15 protein-coding genes are annotated in these 17,121 nt (G+C 65.1%); 6 read left to right on the top strand and 9 right to left on the bottom strand.

The window, feature by feature from the left end; genetic code table 11:
• Positions 1–230 precede the first annotated feature (230 nt).
• Positions 231–1,265, bottom strand: coding sequence for a chemotaxis protein CheB (locus tag MOX02_RS09270; RefSeq protein ID WP_147025508.1), 1,035 nt, complete (start codon positions 1,263–1,265; stop codon positions 231–233).
• A gap of 447 nt (positions 1,266–1,712) precedes the next feature.
• Here MOX02_RS09270 and MOX02_RS09265 point away from each other — a divergent pair, with 447 nt between their 5' ends.
• Positions 1,713–2,069, top strand: a complete 357-nt coding sequence (locus MOX02_RS09265; protein ID WP_147025507.1) for a hypothetical protein — start codon at positions 1,713–1,715, stop codon at positions 2,067–2,069.
• Positions 2,070–2,224: 155 nt separating this feature from the next.
• Here the strand turns inward: MOX02_RS09265 and MOX02_RS09260 are convergent, their stop codons facing one another.
• From MOX02_RS09260 to MOX02_RS09245, 4 genes are all read right to left on the bottom strand, one after another.
• Positions 2,225–3,940: a sensor histidine kinase gene (locus tag MOX02_RS09260; RefSeq protein WP_238178984.1), complete on the bottom strand. Its 1,716-nt coding sequence runs from the start codon at positions 3,938–3,940 to the stop codon at positions 2,225–2,227.
• 202 nt (positions 3,941–4,142) lie between these two features.
• Positions 4,143–6,287, bottom strand: coding sequence for a helicase-related protein (locus MOX02_RS09255; RefSeq protein WP_147025505.1), 2,145 nt, complete (start codon positions 6,285–6,287; stop codon positions 4,143–4,145).
• 466 nt (positions 6,288–6,753) lie between these two features.
• Entirely contained in the window at positions 6,754–7,377 is a 624-nt protein-coding gene (locus MOX02_RS09250) for an NUDIX domain-containing protein (protein WP_147025504.1), read from the bottom strand.
• Between the two features lie 129 nt (positions 7,378–7,506).
• Complete coding sequence (locus MOX02_RS09245; protein WP_147025503.1) at positions 7,507–8,472, bottom strand: TIGR03885 family FMN-dependent LLM class oxidoreductase; 966 nt, start codon at positions 8,470–8,472, stop codon at positions 7,507–7,509.
• Positions 8,473–8,573: 101 nt separating this feature from the next.
• Here MOX02_RS09245 and MOX02_RS09240 point away from each other — a divergent pair, with 101 nt between their 5' ends.
• The 3 genes from MOX02_RS09240 to MOX02_RS09230 all read left to right on the top strand — a co-directional run bounded on the left by MOX02_RS09240 (position 8,574) and on the right by MOX02_RS09230 (position 11,563).
• Entirely contained in the window at positions 8,574–10,166 is a 1,593-nt protein-coding gene (locus MOX02_RS09240; RefSeq protein ID WP_147025502.1) for an alpha-amylase family glycosyl hydrolase, read from the top strand.
• A 26-nt stretch (positions 10,167–10,192) separates the two neighbouring features.
• A complete protein-coding gene (locus MOX02_RS09235; RefSeq protein WP_238178986.1) occupies positions 10,193–10,549 on the top strand; it encodes a hypothetical protein in 357 nt (118 codons plus the stop codon).
• Positions 10,550–10,636: 87 nt separating this feature from the next.
• On the top strand, positions 10,637–11,563 hold the full coding sequence (locus MOX02_RS09230) for an SMP-30/gluconolactonase/LRE family protein (protein WP_147025501.1): 927 nt from the start codon (positions 10,637–10,639) through the stop codon (positions 11,561–11,563).
• Here MOX02_RS09230 and MOX02_RS09225 read toward each other — a convergent pair.
• The gene (locus MOX02_RS09225) at positions 11,525–11,776 is read right to left on the bottom strand and encodes a DUF2934 domain-containing protein (protein WP_147025500.1); all 252 of its coding nucleotides are present in this window, start codon (positions 11,774–11,776) and stop codon (positions 11,525–11,527) included. The genes MOX02_RS09230 and MOX02_RS09225 overlap by 39 nt on opposite strands.
• Positions 11,777–12,229: 453 nt before the next feature.
• Between MOX02_RS09225 and MOX02_RS09220 the strand changes: the two genes are divergently transcribed.
• Together MOX02_RS09220 and MOX02_RS09215 are read left to right on the top strand one after the other, a co-directional pair.
• Positions 12,230–12,994: a histidine phosphatase family protein gene (locus MOX02_RS09220; RefSeq protein ID WP_147025499.1), complete on the top strand. Its 765-nt coding sequence runs from the start codon at positions 12,230–12,232 to the stop codon at positions 12,992–12,994.
• Positions 12,991–13,887: an NAD(P)H-hydrate dehydratase gene (locus MOX02_RS09215; protein WP_147025498.1), complete on the top strand. Its 897-nt coding sequence runs from the start codon at positions 12,991–12,993 to the stop codon at positions 13,885–13,887. Before MOX02_RS09220 ends, MOX02_RS09215 begins: the two co-directional genes overlap by 4 nt.
• An 862-nt stretch (positions 13,888–14,749) precedes the next feature.
• Here MOX02_RS09215 and MOX02_RS09210 read toward each other — a convergent pair.
• The 3 genes from MOX02_RS09210 to MOX02_RS09200 form a co-directional block, all read right to left on the bottom strand.
• Positions 14,750–15,061 carry a hypothetical protein gene (locus MOX02_RS09210; RefSeq protein WP_147025497.1) on the bottom strand — a complete coding sequence of 104 codons (312 nt, stop codon included), beginning with the start codon at positions 15,059–15,061 and terminating at the stop codon, positions 14,750–14,752.
• A 51-nt stretch (positions 15,062–15,112) separates the two neighbouring features.
• Complete coding sequence (locus MOX02_RS09205) at positions 15,113–15,745, bottom strand: SGNH/GDSL hydrolase family protein (RefSeq protein ID WP_147025496.1); 633 nt, start codon at positions 15,743–15,745, stop codon at positions 15,113–15,115.
• Positions 15,746–15,886: 141 nt separating this feature from the next.
• Complete coding sequence (locus tag MOX02_RS09200; RefSeq protein WP_147025495.1) at positions 15,887–16,498, bottom strand: cysteine hydrolase family protein; 612 nt, start codon at positions 16,496–16,498, stop codon at positions 15,887–15,889.
• Positions 16,499–17,121 lie beyond the last annotated feature (623 nt).

Genomic DNA, 17,121 nt, shown 5'->3' with positions numbered 1-17,121 from the left:
TGACGTCCTCAGCGAGCTGCAGGTGGGCAAGCGGATGAAGAGGAATATGGGCTGTTTGTGACAGATAGCCTTCTGGTTGAGCGGGTTGGCGGGACGGCTGCTTGCGCCAGGCCTACGCTGCAGAAGTAGCGCAGTATGGATCTCATCCACTGGCACGCCGGGCTCCGCACGCAGAAGCGGCCGCGGCTGGAGCACCTCGTGAGTTTTGATCCGACCTGCTTGAGGGCTTCTTACAACTCTTCGGATTGATCCTGCAGCGTGTCTGCGCCCACAATTTTCTGCGTAACCTGCTCCTGCAGAGCCGACGCTCGCTGCTCCATCTCGCGAGCTGACCGCGAGAGCTGCGCTGCCTCGTCCACCTTGCCCGCCACTTCAAGCTGCGCGGCCATGTCGTCGAGAAGCATCACACCTTCCTCCAGCGCGCGCTGCGCGTTCCAGAGCGCCTCTTCCGCCGTCTCGGTGATGCCAGACAGGAGGGCATCGGCCGTGAAGCCGTGACCCGTATGACAGCGGAACCGGGTGTGCGGTCCCTCCGTGATCTTCACCAGCGCACCGTGACACTCGGGACAGGTGAGCGCCGTCAGCTCCCCGTAGCGCATGATGCCTCTCTGGAACGCGTTCTCTGAGGCAGCCACAGCAACCTCCGCTTCCATCCGCTCGACAAGGTCCTCGGACGGCTCCCTTGCCTTCCCAGGGCTCTGCTTGACCAACCGCCCCACCAGCGGACCGATCTCGCGAACCGGCAGTATGTGGTCGATCTCGACCTGCTCCAAGGCATTGCGCGGCATGTCGTCGAAGGTCGCCTCGCGCGGATCCTGCACGATGGTGGTGCCGCCGAGCTGCTTGATGCTCCACAGGCCCGATGTGCCGTCGTTCAGCAGCCCGGACAGCACGATGCCGATCACCCGCTCTCTGTGCGTGTAGGCGGCCGAGCGGAAGAGGGCATCAATCGAGGGACGGAAGCGGTTCTCCTTCGGCCCATGCTTCACGCCGACACGCTCACGCTCGACCAGCAGGTGGAGATCGGGCGAGGACACGTAGATCTGCCCGGCGCGAATCTTCTGGCCGTCCCGGGACTGTCCAACCGGGAGCGGGCTGCAGCGGTTGAGGATCCTGTCGAGGTGGCTGCGGGCATAGGGATCGAGGTGCAGGACGATGAACACGGCGGCGTCCAGACCGGCCGGCAACCCAGCAACGAACTCCTGCAAGGCAGGCACGCCGCCGGCGGAGGCGCCGACCACAACGATCCTGAGCTCCGCTGTCATGGCCGCAGCACCTCCCTCACGTCCGAGCTGGGCGCTGCCCTAGACGCTCGGATTAACGTGTGTGAAGGCGAACAGTGCCGCTCCTGTGGGTTGCGAAGCGCAGCTCGCTCCATAACGCCCGGCCACCGAGACGCGCCGCAGATGTGGACGCTGGCTCGGTTTCGCTAGGCAAGTCCTACTGGAACGTGAAGGATCAGGCTCGAGGCGGTGCAGCGGCGTTGACGCATCGCAGGTCAGCTGAAAGGCTTGCATGAGGCAGGCAACGGCGGCTCGCCGTCGTGCGGCATCCCGTCGGGCGCTCCAATCCCGCCATGCCCCTGAGCGCGTTCCGCTATGCTGGAGCCGATCACATGCCGCTGCTTCCAGCCATGCCGGAGCTGATCTCTGAGCTCGCAAGAAGCGTTGTTCTCCGACAGGAAGCGTCGCCCCGAACCAAGGGAGAGGAGCATGGGTGGCGGATACAAGCTCGACCGTCCTTTCACCTTTTCTTGTCCGGAATGCATGGGGGCGATGCAACGCACCGCGACTGGCGGGCTGGTGCAGTACCGCTGCCATATCGGTCACGTTCTCACGGGAGAGGCGATGCGGGAGGCGCAGGAAGTGGTTTTGGAAATGCGGCTCGGGTCAGTGCTCTCGCTCCTGAACGAACGTGCGGAGCTGTGCCGGCAACTGGCGGAGGATGCTCTGGCCGAGGAGCAAGATCCGACCATCCTTGAAGCGGCCCGCAACGAGGCCCTGCAGCGAGCCGAGACGATCCGGTCTCTGTTGGAGAGCGAGTGGGTGCAGCTGGGTCGTGACGCGTAGCGGCTCCATAACGACCAGCCGGCGAATGACCGCTTCGGAGAGGCCACCGACGGTCGTTGAACGACGACAATGGGCGCGCAGCCGACCGCCCGCTCTCAGTGTTGGTCCGTTGGCTGGATGCGGTGCTTGATGCGGTGCTTACTGCACCTGCTGCTTCATCCGGTTCGGTCGAGCGACTGAACTGCTACCACTCCGGGCGCAGCCTGCTCGATGGGCACGTCGAGGTGCAAGCGCACTCCACTCGCACAGAACTCGATGTCGATCTCACCGTCCAATTCGCGCTTGATGGCTCCCGTAATCAAGCGGGTGCCAAATCCCTGCCGCCGTGGCGGTGAAACGTGCGGACCTGCGCGCTCCTGCCACGTCAGATACAGGCGCTTCCCGCTGTCTGAACGCATCGCAACGCTCCAAACGATGCTGACCTGCCCCGAAGGTACGGATAGGGCACCATACTTGGCTGCGTTGGTCGTCATTTCATGTGCCAACATGCCGATCGCCAGGACATAACGGGGCGCGAGAATGACAGGCGGCCCTACTAGGACCACTTGGTCTACGCTGCTGCGGTACGGACCGAGCTCGCTCTCGAGAACCTCGCGCAACGACGCACCGCTCCAGTCATCACGCGTCAGAAGGTCGTGTGTCTTCGACAAGGCGAGCAGGCGAGCCTCGAACTGCGCGACGTCCTCCTCACCGCCTCGTGACTGCCGGGCCAGGGCCTGAACAGTCGCCAGCGTGTTCTTCACGCGGTGATTCAGCTCATGCAGCATCGTCGTCTGCTGATCCTGCAAGCTGCGGCTGCGGGCAAGTTCCGCCCGGAGATCGTCCTGGCTGGCCTGAACCGATTTGGCCATCGCATCGAACGCTTCGCCGAGCTGGCCAAACTCGGAATGGCCCGCAATGCCGGTGCGCGCCCGCAAGTCGCCCGCGCGCCATGCGGCGACTGTCCGCAGAAGCCGGTCCAAGGGCCAACGGATGAAGGCACGTCCCCCGACCAGTGCCCCCGCAACAGAGAGCGCTGCTCCGATCAGGATCAGCACGATGCCGCGATGTGTGGCAGCATCGACGTCCGCAAAGGCTAAGGCCCGGTCCCGCCCGACGACGACGGTGAGGCCCTCCAGGACACCCTTGGGATGCACAACCCCGACCACCCGCTCACGACCGTCTAGCCCCGTCACGGTCCGAGCAGCATCCTGATCGCGGGCAAGGCGCGCGAGCCGTTCCGGTGGCAGAGGGCGGCCGACCCAGACCTCCTGATCCGGGCGGCGCACGAGAACAACGCCGTTACGGTCGGTCAGCGTCAGGGAGGTGCTCTTCTGAGGGACCAGATGACGAAGCCGCTCCGATAGCCAGGACAGGTCTATGCTGGCGACAAGCACGCCCACGGGTCGCGCGTCATCATCTCGCAGGGGCTGGGCGAAGTGCACGGACTCGCGTTCCGTCGCCACCCCGCGCGCAAATCCGCCCATCGCGAATTCTCCTGCTGCGAGGGCGCGTTGGTGATAATCGCGGTCGGAGACCGAGTAAGCGCCCGGTGCCGATCCAAGGCTGTTGCAGAGAAGGCTGCCGTTCGGCTCAGTAACCGCAAGGAGAATGACCTGCGGCAGCTTGTCGATGATGCGTTGGAGGTACTCGGTGCAGGCCTGAGGGTCGCGTTGCCGAACCGCAGGCGTCTCAGCGACGATGTCGAGTGTCTGGCGGACGCTCTCGGAAAGCTGATCAAGATCCCCAGAAACAACGCGGGCGGTCGCGAGAGCATCGGCTCGGACCGCTTCATCTCTGTCAGCCCGCAGCGCGTATTCGTTGTACCCTTGTATCGCAAGCGCAGGGGTGAGGGCGAGTGCCACCAAAGCCAGGACGCGGCTCGTCAGCAATTTGGCCTCCCCACAGCCTTCGCCTTTCGAGCCTGAACGCAGTTCTACGCTTCTTGAGCTGTCAATCTGCGCGACTTCACTGTCGGAAGCAAGGCGCATTAGTCAGAAGCAGCGATATTGCAAACGCGATCATCAGGAGGACGTTAAGGATCTGCAGCTGGCCGTTCGAACTTGCTGGGTGGGTCACAGCCGCCCATGACAGTCAGCGGCCTCCCGCAGCCCGGCGCGTCCGGCGCTCAACCTTGCGCGTGGCCGTCTCCCGAAGGTGCTGCTCGATCGCTTCATTGGCGCGACCGCGCATGTTCCGGATCGCCTGGACATCGTCGAAGGTCTCGGGAAAGCGACGGGACAGCCACAGATAGGCGCTCGCCAGCTTCACCGTGCGTTCCTGGTAGTCGAGCTCCCCTCGTAAATTCGCTCTGAGCGTAGGCACCGTCTGACCCGCAGCCCGCATCTGTGTCCACCGCTCCAGCACGCTCATCGCGACCTCGTCGCGCCGATCGACCGGGCAGACTGAGAAGACGAACTTCTCGTTGATCGGCAGACGGGCGCGGTCGACCAGCCGCGCGACTTCCAGGATCTCCTCCAGGGCGGAGGGCTGGAACGGCGATCCCGCGTAGAAGGTGGCGCGGGCAAAGTGCGCGAGCACGTCGGAGAGCCTGTGCGTCTGCATCTCCTCGGCTACCGAGCTGATCGCGATCAGATCGGGCCGGACAAAGTACCGGGTGTCGGCTGCCGGTGCCGTCGGAGCTCCTCCGAGCGCCGTCCGCAGGGGTTCAACCGCAGCCTCCTCGGAGGCGGCGACGTAGCCTACCTCCTGGTGGCCGTAGCGTCCCGCCCGGCCCGCGATCTGCCGGATCTCCGAGTTGGTGAGTGCCCGCTCCTCGATGCCGTCGAACTTGCGCACCGCCGAGAACACGATCCGCTTCAACGGACCGAGGTTCAGGCCCATGCCGATGGCGTCCGTGGTCACCAGCACGTTTGCCTCACCCGACCGGAAGCGGGCCGCTTCTGCCCGCCGAACCTCTGGCGAGAGCGCGCCGTAGATCGTGGCCACGCTGTGACCGCGTGCCACCAGGATCTCGCGGTTCTCGTGCACGGCCCTGCGCGAGAAGGCGACCACGGCATCGCCCGGCTCCACCTTCTCCAGCGGCACGGGTTCGTCGAGCAGCACGAGCGGCGATTTGCGCGCGAAGGTGATCACATCCAGCGACTCGTTGGCGGCCTCGGCCGCGCGCCGGACATAGGCCAGCGCATCGTCCGAGCCGCAGACGATGACGGTCTTGGCCGGAATGCCGAAGAGCGCGTTCGTCCAGGCCCAGCCACGGTCGGGATCCGAGAGCATCTGGATCTCGTCGATCACCGCCACATCGACCGGGCGCATCAGATCGGCGGTCTCGATGGTGCGCGCGGTGTGGGTCGGGTTTGCCTCGCCCAGAACCTCCTCGCCCGTGACCATGCCGGCCTTGAGCCCACGCTCCAAGAGGGTCTCGTAGTTCTCGAGCGCCAGGAGGCGCAGAGGCGCCAGATAGGTGCCGGTGTCCGCCGCGGTCAGCACCTTGAGCGCCGCGTAGGTCTTGCCCGAGTTCGTCGGCCCCATGTGGAACAGGATGCGCCGGTTCATTCGGCGCGCGGCCGTGAACTTCTCGATGTAGGCCCCGAAGCCGACCTGATCGCGAAGCCGCCGAAGCCGCGAGTCTTCGCGCGCCACGGCCTTGGCCCGCTTGCGCACAGGAGCCAGGGCGCTGCTCAGGGAGCGGTCGAGGTTCTCCCCGATGTTGAACTGCCGCGAGCGCAGGGAGCGGTCGAGATGAGCGATGTAGGCGGAGGCATCGGCCCCGACCTCGCGCAGATCGAGGCGGATCTGCTCACGGAGCCGCTCGACGGGCTTGCGCAGCGATCGGCTCGTCTGCGCCCCGATCTCGCTCACCGCCGCTCGTAGTTCCTCCAGACGCCAAGCCGGATCGTTGCGGTGGGCCATGCCCTTGAGGATGTTGAGGGCAGCAGCATCCGGCGGGACGTCGATCCGCAGATCCAGCCGTCCGTCATCAAGAAGCGGGACGGTCACCCGCACGCTCCAGGTGATGCCGTGATCTTTCGACACGACAGCCTTGAGAGCCGGCAGCGCCTTGCGGAGCGTCTCGACCCCCGTCTCGGCGAAGGCGCGATTGGCCTTCATGGCGCGGAGCGCGCGCGCCACCCGCGCGTCCTGCACGTAGCCGCCGAACTCCGGCAGATCGAGATGCGTGCGCAGGGCTTCGAGGTCGATGGATTTGGGAGGAACTCCGAGGCGGGCGACCGCCTCGATCAGAATCTCGATTGTGGAGGAAACGCGCTTCCGTGCCACGGACTATCTCCTCGCCCTACTCTCCGGTCAGGGCGCTGCATGAGCCCGGATTGAGCGAGGCTCCGCCGGGATTGAACTGCGGATCCGCAGCCATCTTACGGCGGACCGATGGATGTGCTCCGACCAACCCCAAGGTGCTGAGCGCGTTCCCGGCGGAGAGCCCTGGGTGTTCGCTCGGAGCAGATCACAATCTTGAATGCCGCTGCCGAGAAGACGGGCCCTCTCGTGACCAGGCCGCAAGCGGCGGTTCTGCTTTTCGCATTTGAGCCGCAGAAGCGGACGTGCCTTGTGGCTCAGGCAGCTGCATCGGGATTGATCCTCTCCAGCCCGTCCAGTGCTTGCGTGTAGGTCCAATGACGAGTGCCTTCCGAGCAATAGCGCTTTGCGCCCGCAACAGCGTCCAATTGGAGCAAACCCCTCAGGAACACCGATCATCCTCGACGGCTCAGACTCGGCATCCAACGGCTCAAGGTTCGAAGAGATCGGGCCGCCGGAGCAGCAAGGCTTGCACGAGGGCAAGCGTCTTGAGGTCATCGATCCGGCCCCCCGTCGCAGCGGTGCCCAATTGGACGAGCGAAACCTCCTCGACGGTGATCTGCTCACCTTCGTGGGCGAGGCCACCACCCTCAGTGACGCGATCGCCAGCCGTGAAGGGAGCGAGATAGAGCCAGAGCCGCTCCGTGGAGACGCCCGGGATCGAGTAGGCTCGCCCGACAAGATCGAGCTCTGCGAGGCGCAGGCCTGTCTCTTCCAGAACCTCGCGCAGAGCAGCGGCGCGAGGATCCTCGCCATCAAGGCCACCAGCCGGCGCCTCGGCAAGGTCGGGACGATCGTTCCAGAACATCGGCCCGGCCCGGACCTGACGGACCAGGACCGCCACGCGGCGGTTTGGGTCGTAGGGCAGAACGGCGACGGCCTCGCCGTGATCCTCGAGCGCGTGCTCAACGGAGCTGCCGTCGGGCAAGGTGAGTGTTGCGATCCCGAAGGTATTCCAACCCTGGTGGAGCGCCTGGAAGCGAAATCGATCGGGTGTGCTCACGCCCTCCGCTGGCAGGCTGGATGCAGCACCCTTCGATTTGAGCTCAGGCATGCGCGTCTCCGCCATCGTCTCTGCGCGGCAGCTACTTCGTCGGGACCGCTGCGGTTGCGGGCCAACGGCCTGAACTGCAGACCGCGAGCCCTCCTTCGCCTCGCGCATGCGCGGCAGCCACCCTGCTGGTCACCGGGCGCGAAGCTGAGGCAGAACCTTTGCTCCGAACGCCTCGATGAAGCTGTGCTGGTTGCGTCCGACTTGATGAAGCTGCAGCTCCTCAAATCCCAGCTCGATGTACTCCACCAGCCATGCCGCGTGCTGGCTTGGGTCGGAAGAGATGAGCACCGACTCGCGCATGTCCTCCGGCCTCACAAAGCGGGTCGCCGTGTCGAAGTCCGCCGGCGAGCGCAGCTCCCAATTCACGTCGCCCCCGAGTGCGTTCGTGCGCCACTGCTCGTGCGCACCCTGCAGCGCCTCCGCTTCGCTCGGTGCCCAGTTCAGTCCGACCTGTAGCAGCAGCGGCTTGCCCTCACCCCCGCCGCGCCGGAAGGCGTCCACCACCTTTCGCAGTTGATCCGGCTTGGCGCTCACCGTCAGCAAGCCGTCGGCCCAACTGCCGATTGCTTCCGCTGTTGCCTCCGTCACGGCGGCTCCCAGCAGCAGTGGTGGCGTTGCGGGCCGCGAGTAGAGCCTGCCCTCGACGAGCGTCACGCGTCCGCGATGCGTGACCGTCTCGCCCCTGAACAAAGCCCGGATGATGTCCGCGCAATCGCGCAGCCGTGCATTGCGCTCCGCCTTCTCAGGCCAGGGCAGGCCGGTGATGTCTTCGTTCAAGCGTTGGCCGCTGCCGAGCGCCAGCCAGAGGCGGCCAGCAAACATCTCGCACAGGGTCGCGGCGGCCTGTGCCAGGATGGCAGGATGGTAGCGGTAGCCAGGAGCGGAGATCACGCCGAAGGGTAGGTTCGTGGCCTGCAGCGCCGCTCCGAGCCAGGACCACGCAAATCCGGATTGTCCCTGCGCCTCGCCCCAGGGCCGGAAGTGGTCGGAGGACATAGCGCAGTCGAAGCCCGCCGCCTCGGCAAACTGAACGAGGCGCAATAGCTCTGACGGGGGGAACTGCTCGTGAGACGCGTGGAATCCAATGCGAGCCATCGACGTGCATCCCCTGGTCTGAGGCTGAACCAAGGGCCTGAACCGCAGGTTCCTTGACCGAGCTTGAGCCGGTGGAGAGCCTCCGGTGCGAAGGAGGCTGCATGCGCTCAAGGGATCTCGCGTGGTGGCAGACGGGCGTCATCTACCAGATCTATCCGCGTTCCTTTCAGGACACGAATGGCGACGGGATCGGTGATCTTGCCGGCATCACGGCGCGGCTCGACCATCTGGTCGATCTCGGTGTCGACGCGATCTGGATCTCGCCGATCTATGCCTCGCCGATGGCCGATTTCGGCTACGATGTCTCAGACTACTGCGGCATCGACCCGGCCTTCGGCACCCTGGCCGACTTCGACGCGCTTATTGCGGCCGCCCATGCGCGAGAGCTGCGGGTCATCCTCGACTACGTGCCCAACCACAGCTCAGATCAGCACCCCTGGTTCGTGGAGAGCCGCTCGAGCCGTGGCAGCTCGAAGCGGGACTGGTTTGTCTGGCGCGACCCCAAGCCCGATGGATCGCCCCCGAACAACTGGCTGAGCGAGTTCGGTGGCCCGGCCTGGACCTTCGATGAGGCAACAGGCCAGTACTACTACCACGCCTACCTCAAGGAGCAGCCGGATCTGAACTGGCGCAATCCGGAGGTTCAGAGCGCCATGTTGGATGCGCTGCGGTTCTGGCTCAAGCGCGGCGTGGATGGCTTCCGGGTCGATGCCATTCACCACCTGTTTGAGGACGAGCAGTTACGGGACAACCCGCCGAACCCCGACTGGCAGGCGGGCATGTCGCCGGCCCGATCGGTGATCCGTGCCCACACGATGGATCAGCCGGAGGTGCACGACGCGATCGCCGCCATGCGGCGCGTGTCCGATGCCTATGCGGATCGTGTCCTGATCGGGGAGGCCTACCTGCCGATCGACCGGCTCATGGCCTACTATGGGCAGGACCTGTCCGGCTTCCACCTGCCGTTCAACTTCCACCTCCTCTCGACACCCTGGAACCCGACGGCAATCGCCTCGCTGATCGAAGCCTACGAGGCTGCGCTGCCGCCGGGTGGCTGGCCGAACTGGGTTCTGGGCAACCACGACCGTTCGCGCCTCGTCAGCCGGCTCGGTGCGGAGCAGGCCCGGATTGCCGCCCTGCTGCTGCTGACACTGCGTGGAACACCAACGATCTATCAGGGTGAGGAGATCGGGATGGCGGACGTGCCGATCCCGCCCGATTGCGTGCAGGACCCCTGGGAGAAGAACGTGCCGGGTCTGGGCCTTGGACGCGATCCGGTGCGCACGCCGATCCCGTGGAGCCAGGAACGGAACTGGGGCTTCACCGAGGGCGAGCCTTGGTTGCCTGTCGAGAGCGCGCTGCCCGGCCTCAACGTGGCCGCACAATCTCAGGATTCCACCTCGCTCCTGTCGTTCTACCGCACACTCCTCCGACTGCGGCGTGCCGAGCCAGCGCTGTCGGCCGGGGACATCACGATCGTCGAAGCGAGCGATAGTGTTCTGGCCTACGAGCGGAGCGACACGGATCGCCGCCTGCTTGTGGCGCTGAACTTTCGCAGTGAGGCCGCTACGGTCCGGGTGGGCAACGCAACCCGGATCTTGGCGTCCAGCTACCCTGATCTGGCAGGTACGCCCCTGCAGGCACCCAGCCTTGAACTTCGCCGCAACGAAGGGATCGTGATTGAGCTGGCCTAAGATTTGTGCTGGCTACAGCCGACAAATTGATCCGCCTGAGCGGCTCATCCTCCAACATGTTCCTGAAAATTTACAAGGAAAGCATCATGAATACAGCCAACCTTCAGCTGGAGGGCCTCTACGCCGCTATCGCCGGCCTCATGAACGCTCTGCGCGACAAGAACCTCCTCAGCCAGGAAGAGATCGACCAAGCCCTCGAGGGCGTTGAGACCGCCATGGTAGCGGACCCGGGACGGCCCGCGCAGCTCTCCGCTGCTCATGTCGATGCGATCTGCTTCCCGGCGCGCTTCCTCAGGCTTGCCAATCAGACCAGTGAGCGGGGTGAGGCGCTCTCCTTCGCTCAGCTCGCCGCGGAGGTTGGTCGCTCGAAGCCGCCCCGCTGAGGCAAATTCGATGGGGATCGCCCCTCATATGCGCGCCCAAGGAGCCCTCGTCGGCAAAGGCTTGCGGTAGCAAAGGAGTGACGGATCGTGCCCATTCTGCTTCGCAAGGCAGGACAGCCGCAGCCGGTCGGGAACGTGTCGCCTCCAATTGCCTTCGATCCACGCTTCACTGATGTCGTTGCGAAGGGAGCGCAGTTGTGGTCGCTCTACGATCAGGCGGTGTTCAGCGAGGGGCCAGTGTGGTGGCCCGCACGCGAGATCCTGGTCTGGTCGGATGTGGAGGGGCGCCGCGTGCTCGGGTGGCATCCTGACGGCCGGGTCGAGGTCGTGGTCGATGCCACCCCATTCACCAACGGCCACACGATCGATGCGGCCGGCAATCTGATCCATTGCGAGCACGGTAGCCGGGCCTTGAGCTGCACGACGCCTGATGGGCGAACGAGTGTGCTTGTGCGGGACTACGATGGCCGCCGCTTCAACTCGCCCAATGACGTGACCTGCGCACTGGACGGAGCACTCTGGTTCACCGATCCGGCCTTCGGCCTGCACTCGCCCCGGCAAGGTGCCCTCGACGAGCCTGAACTCGACCACAGGAGCGTTTACCGGTTCGATCCCCGAACTGGACAGGTCGAGCGCATGGCGGACTTCGAGCAGCCAAACGGACTGGCATTCTCACCCGACGGCAGCACACTCTACGTCTCCGACACCTCGCAGGCTCTTAGCGGCACGCGGCACGAGATCCAGGCGTTCAACGTGACGGAAGGCGGCAGGCTGAGCGCACGTCGGCTGTTCGCGGTGATCGAGCCAGGCGTGCCGGATGGCTTCCGCGTTGACCGGCGCGGCTGGATCTGGACGAGTTCGGGAACGGGTGTGCAGGTGTTTTCAGACCGAGCGGAGAAGCTCGGATTGATCCCGACGCCCCAGGCCGCCACGAACTGCGCCTTCGGCCCTGGGGAGCGGCGGCTGTTCATCACGTCACAGCAGCACCTCTACGCCCTCGATCTCGGCGGGTGACCGAACCGGTCGCTGAGGTTCAGGGGTGGTTGGTCCCGTCCCACTGTCGTCAGCACGCGTTCCTGAATGGCTCCTGCTGCGCTCGGCCTTGAGTTCCCGCTCAGCCATGAGCCAGAACTCGATCTCGAACCCGTCCAGCCGGTGGTTGCGCTCCCAGAGATCATAGGCGCGCTCGCGGATCTGCTCGAAGGTGATCTCGGGTGCCGGTTCCATGTGCTCGCGCTGGTCTTGAGCCGATTTTGCTGGCGTCGTGGCACGTGATGAACTGCAACGACCTCGCCTTCGGATGGGATAGGAGGCTGGCGCATCGCACGAGGCGCACTCGACCTCATTCACACACAGCAATCAGCTCAGGCAGAGGGCCGCCCCGGCGCAGGCGCGATAGTGCCCAGTCGACGAATGACCGCCTTGAAGGTGCTGTCGGGGCAGCCTGCCGGGCAGATATGGGCGCAAAGCTGCCGGCTAGGTTTGGCCGAGAGAAGAACGACGGCCTTCGGGTAGATTGCCAAGGAAGCGGACGTTGGTTCGAAGGAGTATTCCTCCTTGTCGGCTCGTTGAGGCCCCAGACGGGGCGCCTCGACCGTCATTCGGCGGCAACGTCGGCTCTGGCGGCGAACCTGCGCTCGCCGCGAACGTTACCGCTCGCGTCGCGAGAGGACACCCTGGATGCAGCAACGCTGGCCCAGCCGGATCTGGATCGTCCGTCATGGCGAGAGTGCCGGCAACGTCGCCAGGAATGCCGCACACGGCGCCGGGCTTTCACGCATCGACATCGCCGAACGCGACGTCGATGTGCCTCTCAGCTCTCGCGGCGAAGAGCAGGCCGTGGCACTCGGGCGCTGGTTCGCTGCAATGCCGTCCGCCGAGCGCCCTGAGGTCGTGCTGACATCGCCTTACCGGCGTGCGCAGAGCACGGCTGCGCTGATCCGAGACGCTGGCGGGCTCGCCGACCGCGCGTCCGAGTTCGTCGTCGACGAGCGTCTGCGGGAGAAGGAACTCGGGATCCTCGACCGCCTCACGCATGCGGGTGTCGCGGAGCTGTACCCCGAGCAGGCTGCCATGCGCGCTCGCCTCGGCAAGTTCTATCACCGGCCTCCCTCCGGAGAGAGCTGGTGCGACGTCATCCTCCGGCTGCGTAGTGCTCTCGACACCATCTCGTTGCACCATGACGGGCAACGGGTGCTGTTGGTCGCACATCAGGTCGTGGTGCTCTGTTTGCGCTACTTGCTTGAGAACATGAGCGAGACGCAGATCCTCGAAATCGACGCTCAGGCTGAGGTCGCGAACTGCTCCGTGACGGAATATGCCTCGGCACCAGGGGAAGACCTCAACGGAGGGCTCAAGCTCGTCCGCTACAACTTCGTCGCGCCGGTCGCACAGGGCGGTGTCGCTGTGACGGCCGAGCCGGACGCGAACGTGTTAGACCGATGACTGAGAACCACCTCACCCTGGAAAGCCTTCGGGCCTTGCCGCTCCCGATGCCGGACGAGGGCAGCAAGGATCAGCGCGGCACCGTGCTGGTGCTCGGTGGTTCCGTCGAAGTGCCCGGGGCCGCCCTCCTCGCCGGCGTCGCCGCACTTCGGGCCGGTGCGGGTCGCCTCAGGATCGCGACGGTTCAGAGCGTCGCAAAATCCATGGCTCTCGCGGTGCCGGAGGCCAGGGTCATCGGGCTGGCTGAAACAGAGGAGGGGGAGATCGATCCGGCTCAGGCCGAGGAGCGCGTATCCGCGCTCGCGGAGCGCAGCGAAGCAGTGCTGGTCGGGCCTGGTCTGAGCGCCGGCAAGGCTGCGGATGCCCTCTGTTTCTCCGTCCTGCCAGGCCAGCCGTCGACCTCCTTCGTGCTCGATGCAGGAGCCCTCTGCGGTCTCGCTGCCCGCTCCGAGGCGGTTCTCACATGCGGTGGCCGAGCCGTGATTACGCCCCATGCCGGCGAGATGGCACAGCTTCTCGGAATCGACCGGGACGCTGTCGAGGCGGATCCGCTGGCGGCGGCGCTCAGAGCGGCGGACCTGGTGGGCTGCGTCGTGATCATGAAGGGCGCGAAGACCTGGATCGTGAGCCCCGCGGGCGAACGGTGGTTGTATGACGGGGGTGGCGTTGGGCTGGCGACCTCCGGTTCTGGCGACGCCCTGTCGGGCATTCTCGCGGGCCTCCTCGCGCGCGGGGCCGAAGCGATGACGGCCGCGCTTTGGGGTGTTTTTCTGCACGGCGAAGCTGGACGGCGGCTGGCCGATCGCGTGGGGCCGGTCGGCTTCCTAGCGCGGGAGATTGCCGGTGAGGTGCCTGCCATCCTCCACGAAGCAGGACCGCAGCGGTCGCCATGAGTTGAGGGCTATGCAGCCTGCGGAAGCGGCCTGCGGCTGCGCAGCAAGCCCAGGAGCCGACGGACAGGGGGAGTACAGCCGCGCAGGTGGGTGCGCGTCGGCTGCGAGAGCTAGGAACATCGCTGAAACCGGGCGGTTCTCCCAACCCTGGACGAGGAGCGCGAACATGACGAGTTCACAGCCCACCAAACCCGGAGATGAAGCCCAACCCGGAACACCTGGCACAGGCGAGAACCTGTGCCCGCGCTGCGCGGGTTCTGGTCAGTTCGAGGCGAAGACTTGCCCAGAGTGCAAAGGAACTGGGAAGGTCATAACCGGCATCGGCGGGGGATGATCGCCGCCCCGAGAGAGTTGAAGCTGCGGTCGCCAGGCCCGTAAGTAACTGATTTGGCCGGCTTCGCATGTCCCGGCTGCTCGGTGTGACCTGCTCGTCTGCTGTTGGTCAAGCCGTGCATGTGGGCGCTGCAATGTCCGAGCGAGTCTCGGCACGACGTTTGGCTTGTGGATGAATTCTGCGCCATCCGGCAGTGGATCGGCACTCTGGTCCGCCCCCCCGAATGTCAGCACGAGAGCGAGCTCAGGCCGAAGGCTTCGCGTTCTGTGCGCCGGCTGTTCGGCTCGCTCCATCGATCTCGCCGTGAACGCGCATCGGTGACGAGCGCCGAGGCCTCCAAGGCTTGAGGCACTTGCAGGTTTCGATTCTTGGTGTCGGCTTCGTAACCGACAACTCAGCCTCTCTCAGCAGACCCGGCGTTGCCGACTGTTAAGTCCGGCTCTTCTTCCACCAGGACCACCATCGCGCTTCACGCAGGCCGTCAGACAGGGGAGCGTCGAGGACCGCACTCAGTTCTCCCTGCGCTTATCAGAGCAGCCAGATCTCCTGAGCACGGACGACAATGCTGTCCTGTTTGAAGCGGTTTTCCAGGGCACGCCGGTACCGGTCCCACCACGAAGCGTCGAGCTCTGGCGTCATGACCTCGAACACCACGATGTCGTCGCGTGCCGTCTCGCCGTTCTCCTCCCAGAGACCCTCCGCCGGACCGCGGGTGAAGGCCGTCATGCCTCCGAACTGTTCGGTGAGTTCCGAACGGACCCGAACGTACTCGGAGCGGGAGAAGGGCTCGCCGTTGTTGTCGGAGAGAGGCAGGAGGAGCTGAATCAGGTGCTGGGACATTGTGCGAATTCAAAAAAGAGGTGTTTGTCGAAAATGCATCATTGCCATCTCCTAGCGCACGAAGACCAAGCTGCCCTGCTGCTCGGGACGGGCCTGCAGAAAGACTGCGACAGCCCTTGCGATCTTCCGCCCGCCCTCGACGGACGGCTCGATGGGGTTGGCGAAATCGTCGTCCTCGCCGCAGAGCACGCGCAGGTCGATCAGCGGCAAGCCGCGCGTGAAGGCCTCGCGCGTGATGACGTCGTTGAGCAGCGCGAGGGCCGCTCCGGTCAGACGTCGCCGCTGCGGGTCGGGATAGCGCGGATCGTAGATCGTGCAGATGGCCGCCGCCCGCCCCGTCGCCTGAACCGCGTCCAGCATGGCGCTGTACTCAGCCTGGAAGCGGTCCCGCACCTCGACCAGGAGAGCCAATGCCTCGGCCACGGATCTGGCAGTCCGCTCAAGGACCGCAGACGCCCGCAGCGCGTCGTTGCCGCCGACACTGACCACCAGATGGCTTGCGTCTTCCGGGCATCGGGCGAGCTGATCCCCCACGTCCGCGATGACGTTGCCGTCGACGGCAATGAGGCTCGCCTGCCAACCAGCTGGTAGCACCGCCCGCAGTTGCTGAACGACATCTGCCCCTCCACCGACATAGGCGGCATTGTCGAAGACGGAATCACCGAGAAGCACGACGTGCGGCATGGATCTGCCCTGTGCGGTGAGCCTCGCGGACTGGGCGCAGGAAGGGAACAGGAGAACCCCTACCGCGAGTAGGTCGCGCCGGCATACGTGGCCGCTCGGTACGCGCATCGGCATGCGACCGCTTCCCGGTACGGCGCTTCATCACACCCAGTTTTGGAGCAGGGTGTCGGTCGTGACGGTCTCCACCTGCTGGCCGTAGCGGCTGTGATAGAGGGTGAGCATCGCGTCGTGTGCCTCGTCCGACGAGCTGCAGAGCCCGTCCGTGACGATGACGATGCGGTAGCCGCGGTCGACGGCACCGAGCACGGTGCTGAGAACGCAGACATCCGTCTCACCGCCCGTGACCACGAGCGTGTCGATGCCCCGTGCCCGCAGGCGTTCATGAAGGCCTGTCTCGACCCAGGGTGAGTAGACATGCTTGTCGACGGTCTCGGCGGGAGGAACGAACCGAGCGAGTTCCGGCACCAGCTCGATCCGATCCGGGCCGAGTCGCTCGATCGTCATGGAGGCCCAGCGCTCGTAGTAGCGCTTCCACGTGCCCTCGCCGTGGCCATACGCTTGTGCCGGGATGAAGCGCGTGAACACGGTCTGGCGAGGTTGGGCCTCGACGATCTGCTCCACCTTGGGCAGGACACACGGCATCCACGGCGTGCACCAGTCTGTGTGCTCGGCAAACATCCGCTGCATGTCGACGCAGAGATGCACGCAGCCGTCGCCCAATGCTCCGAAACGAAGCTCGTCATCGCCTGCCATGTGGCGGCCATCCCCAGGTGTCGACATGTCCTTGGAACGTTCAACCGGCTCACCAGGAGCAAGTTCCGCGATAAACATGGATTAAAGCAGGCAAGTCTCGAATCAACAGTTGCTGAACAAAGTACTCGTATCAGCACTGCAGACGAATGCTAGAAGATATGTTCGGGCTCGTTCTCTGATTTGGTCGAGCCAAGTTTCAATTGCGGGAAAAATTGCTGAGATAGGAAGCCTGTAAGGGCACCGTTCACCTGTGCCGGTTCCTCGTGGTGCAGCCAGTGCGTCGCTCCTGGCAACCACTCGATCCGGCCGTTCTCGCACAGCTTAAGGCTCTCGGTCGCTAAATGCGGGCTGAGAGCCGGATCCTTCTTGACCCTGCCGTTAGGAGCGGTGCGATCATGCGTCAGCCACGGGCCGGTAGCTGCTATCCTAGCAGGCGAGATGCAACCGATCGGTTGCCGCGCTTCTTCTCAGTAGCCGAGATCTCACTTTTTGGTGAGCTTCACAGGCGAAGAGCCGCGGTTACGGATCAGGGGCCGGCTCGTCCTCAAGCAGCGTGATCGAGGTCGCGACCGGGCCGTCCATTGGTCCCACGTGGGCTACGAAGCGTGCACGCGACCAGAGTT

Origin of the sequence: Methylobacterium oxalidis (assembly GCF_007992195.1) — a bacterium.
GTDB lineage: Bacteria > Pseudomonadota > Alphaproteobacteria > Rhizobiales > Beijerinckiaceae > Methylobacterium > Methylobacterium oxalidis.
The sequence above is the reverse complement of the archived record's forward strand: the minus strand, read 5'-3'. Positions and strand labels throughout refer to the sequence as shown.

What these genes read in the sequence shown, in the direction of transcription:
- MOX02_RS09270 (WP_147025508.1), bottom strand. Translation starts at nt 1,265, where the DNA reads ATGACAGCGGAGCTCAGGATCGTTGTGGTCGGCGCCTCCGCCGGCGGC.
- MOX02_RS09240 (WP_147025502.1), top strand. Translation starts at nt 8,574, where the DNA reads ATGCGCTCAAGGGATCTCGCGTGGTGGCAGACGGGCGTCATCTACCAG.
- MOX02_RS09245 (WP_147025503.1), bottom strand. Translation starts at nt 8,472, where the DNA reads ATGGCTCGCATTGGATTCCACGCGTCTCACGAGCAGTTCCCCCCGTCA.
- MOX02_RS09265 (WP_147025507.1), top strand. Translation starts at nt 1,713, where the DNA reads ATGGGTGGCGGATACAAGCTCGACCGTCCTTTCACCTTTTCTTGTCCG.
- MOX02_RS09220 (WP_147025499.1), top strand. Translation starts at nt 12,230, where the DNA reads ATGCAGCAACGCTGGCCCAGCCGGATCTGGATCGTCCGTCATGGCGAG.
- MOX02_RS09225 (WP_147025500.1), bottom strand. Translation starts at nt 11,776, where the DNA reads ATGGAACCGGCACCCGAGATCACCTTCGAGCAGATCCGCGAGCGCGCC.
- MOX02_RS09250 (WP_147025504.1), bottom strand. Translation starts at nt 7,377, where the DNA reads ATGCCTGAGCTCAAATCGAAGGGTGCTGCATCCAGCCTGCCAGCGGAG.
- MOX02_RS09200 (WP_147025495.1), bottom strand. Translation starts at nt 16,498, where the DNA reads ATGGCAGGCGATGACGAGCTTCGTTTCGGAGCATTGGGCGACGGCTGC.
- MOX02_RS09210 (WP_147025497.1), bottom strand. Translation starts at nt 15,061, where the DNA reads ATGTCCCAGCACCTGATTCAGCTCCTCCTGCCTCTCTCCGACAACAAC.
- MOX02_RS09215 (WP_147025498.1), top strand. Translation starts at nt 12,991, where the DNA reads ATGACTGAGAACCACCTCACCCTGGAAAGCCTTCGGGCCTTGCCGCTC.
- MOX02_RS09205 (WP_147025496.1), bottom strand. Translation starts at nt 15,745, where the DNA reads ATGCCGCACGTCGTGCTTCTCGGTGATTCCGTCTTCGACAATGCCGCC.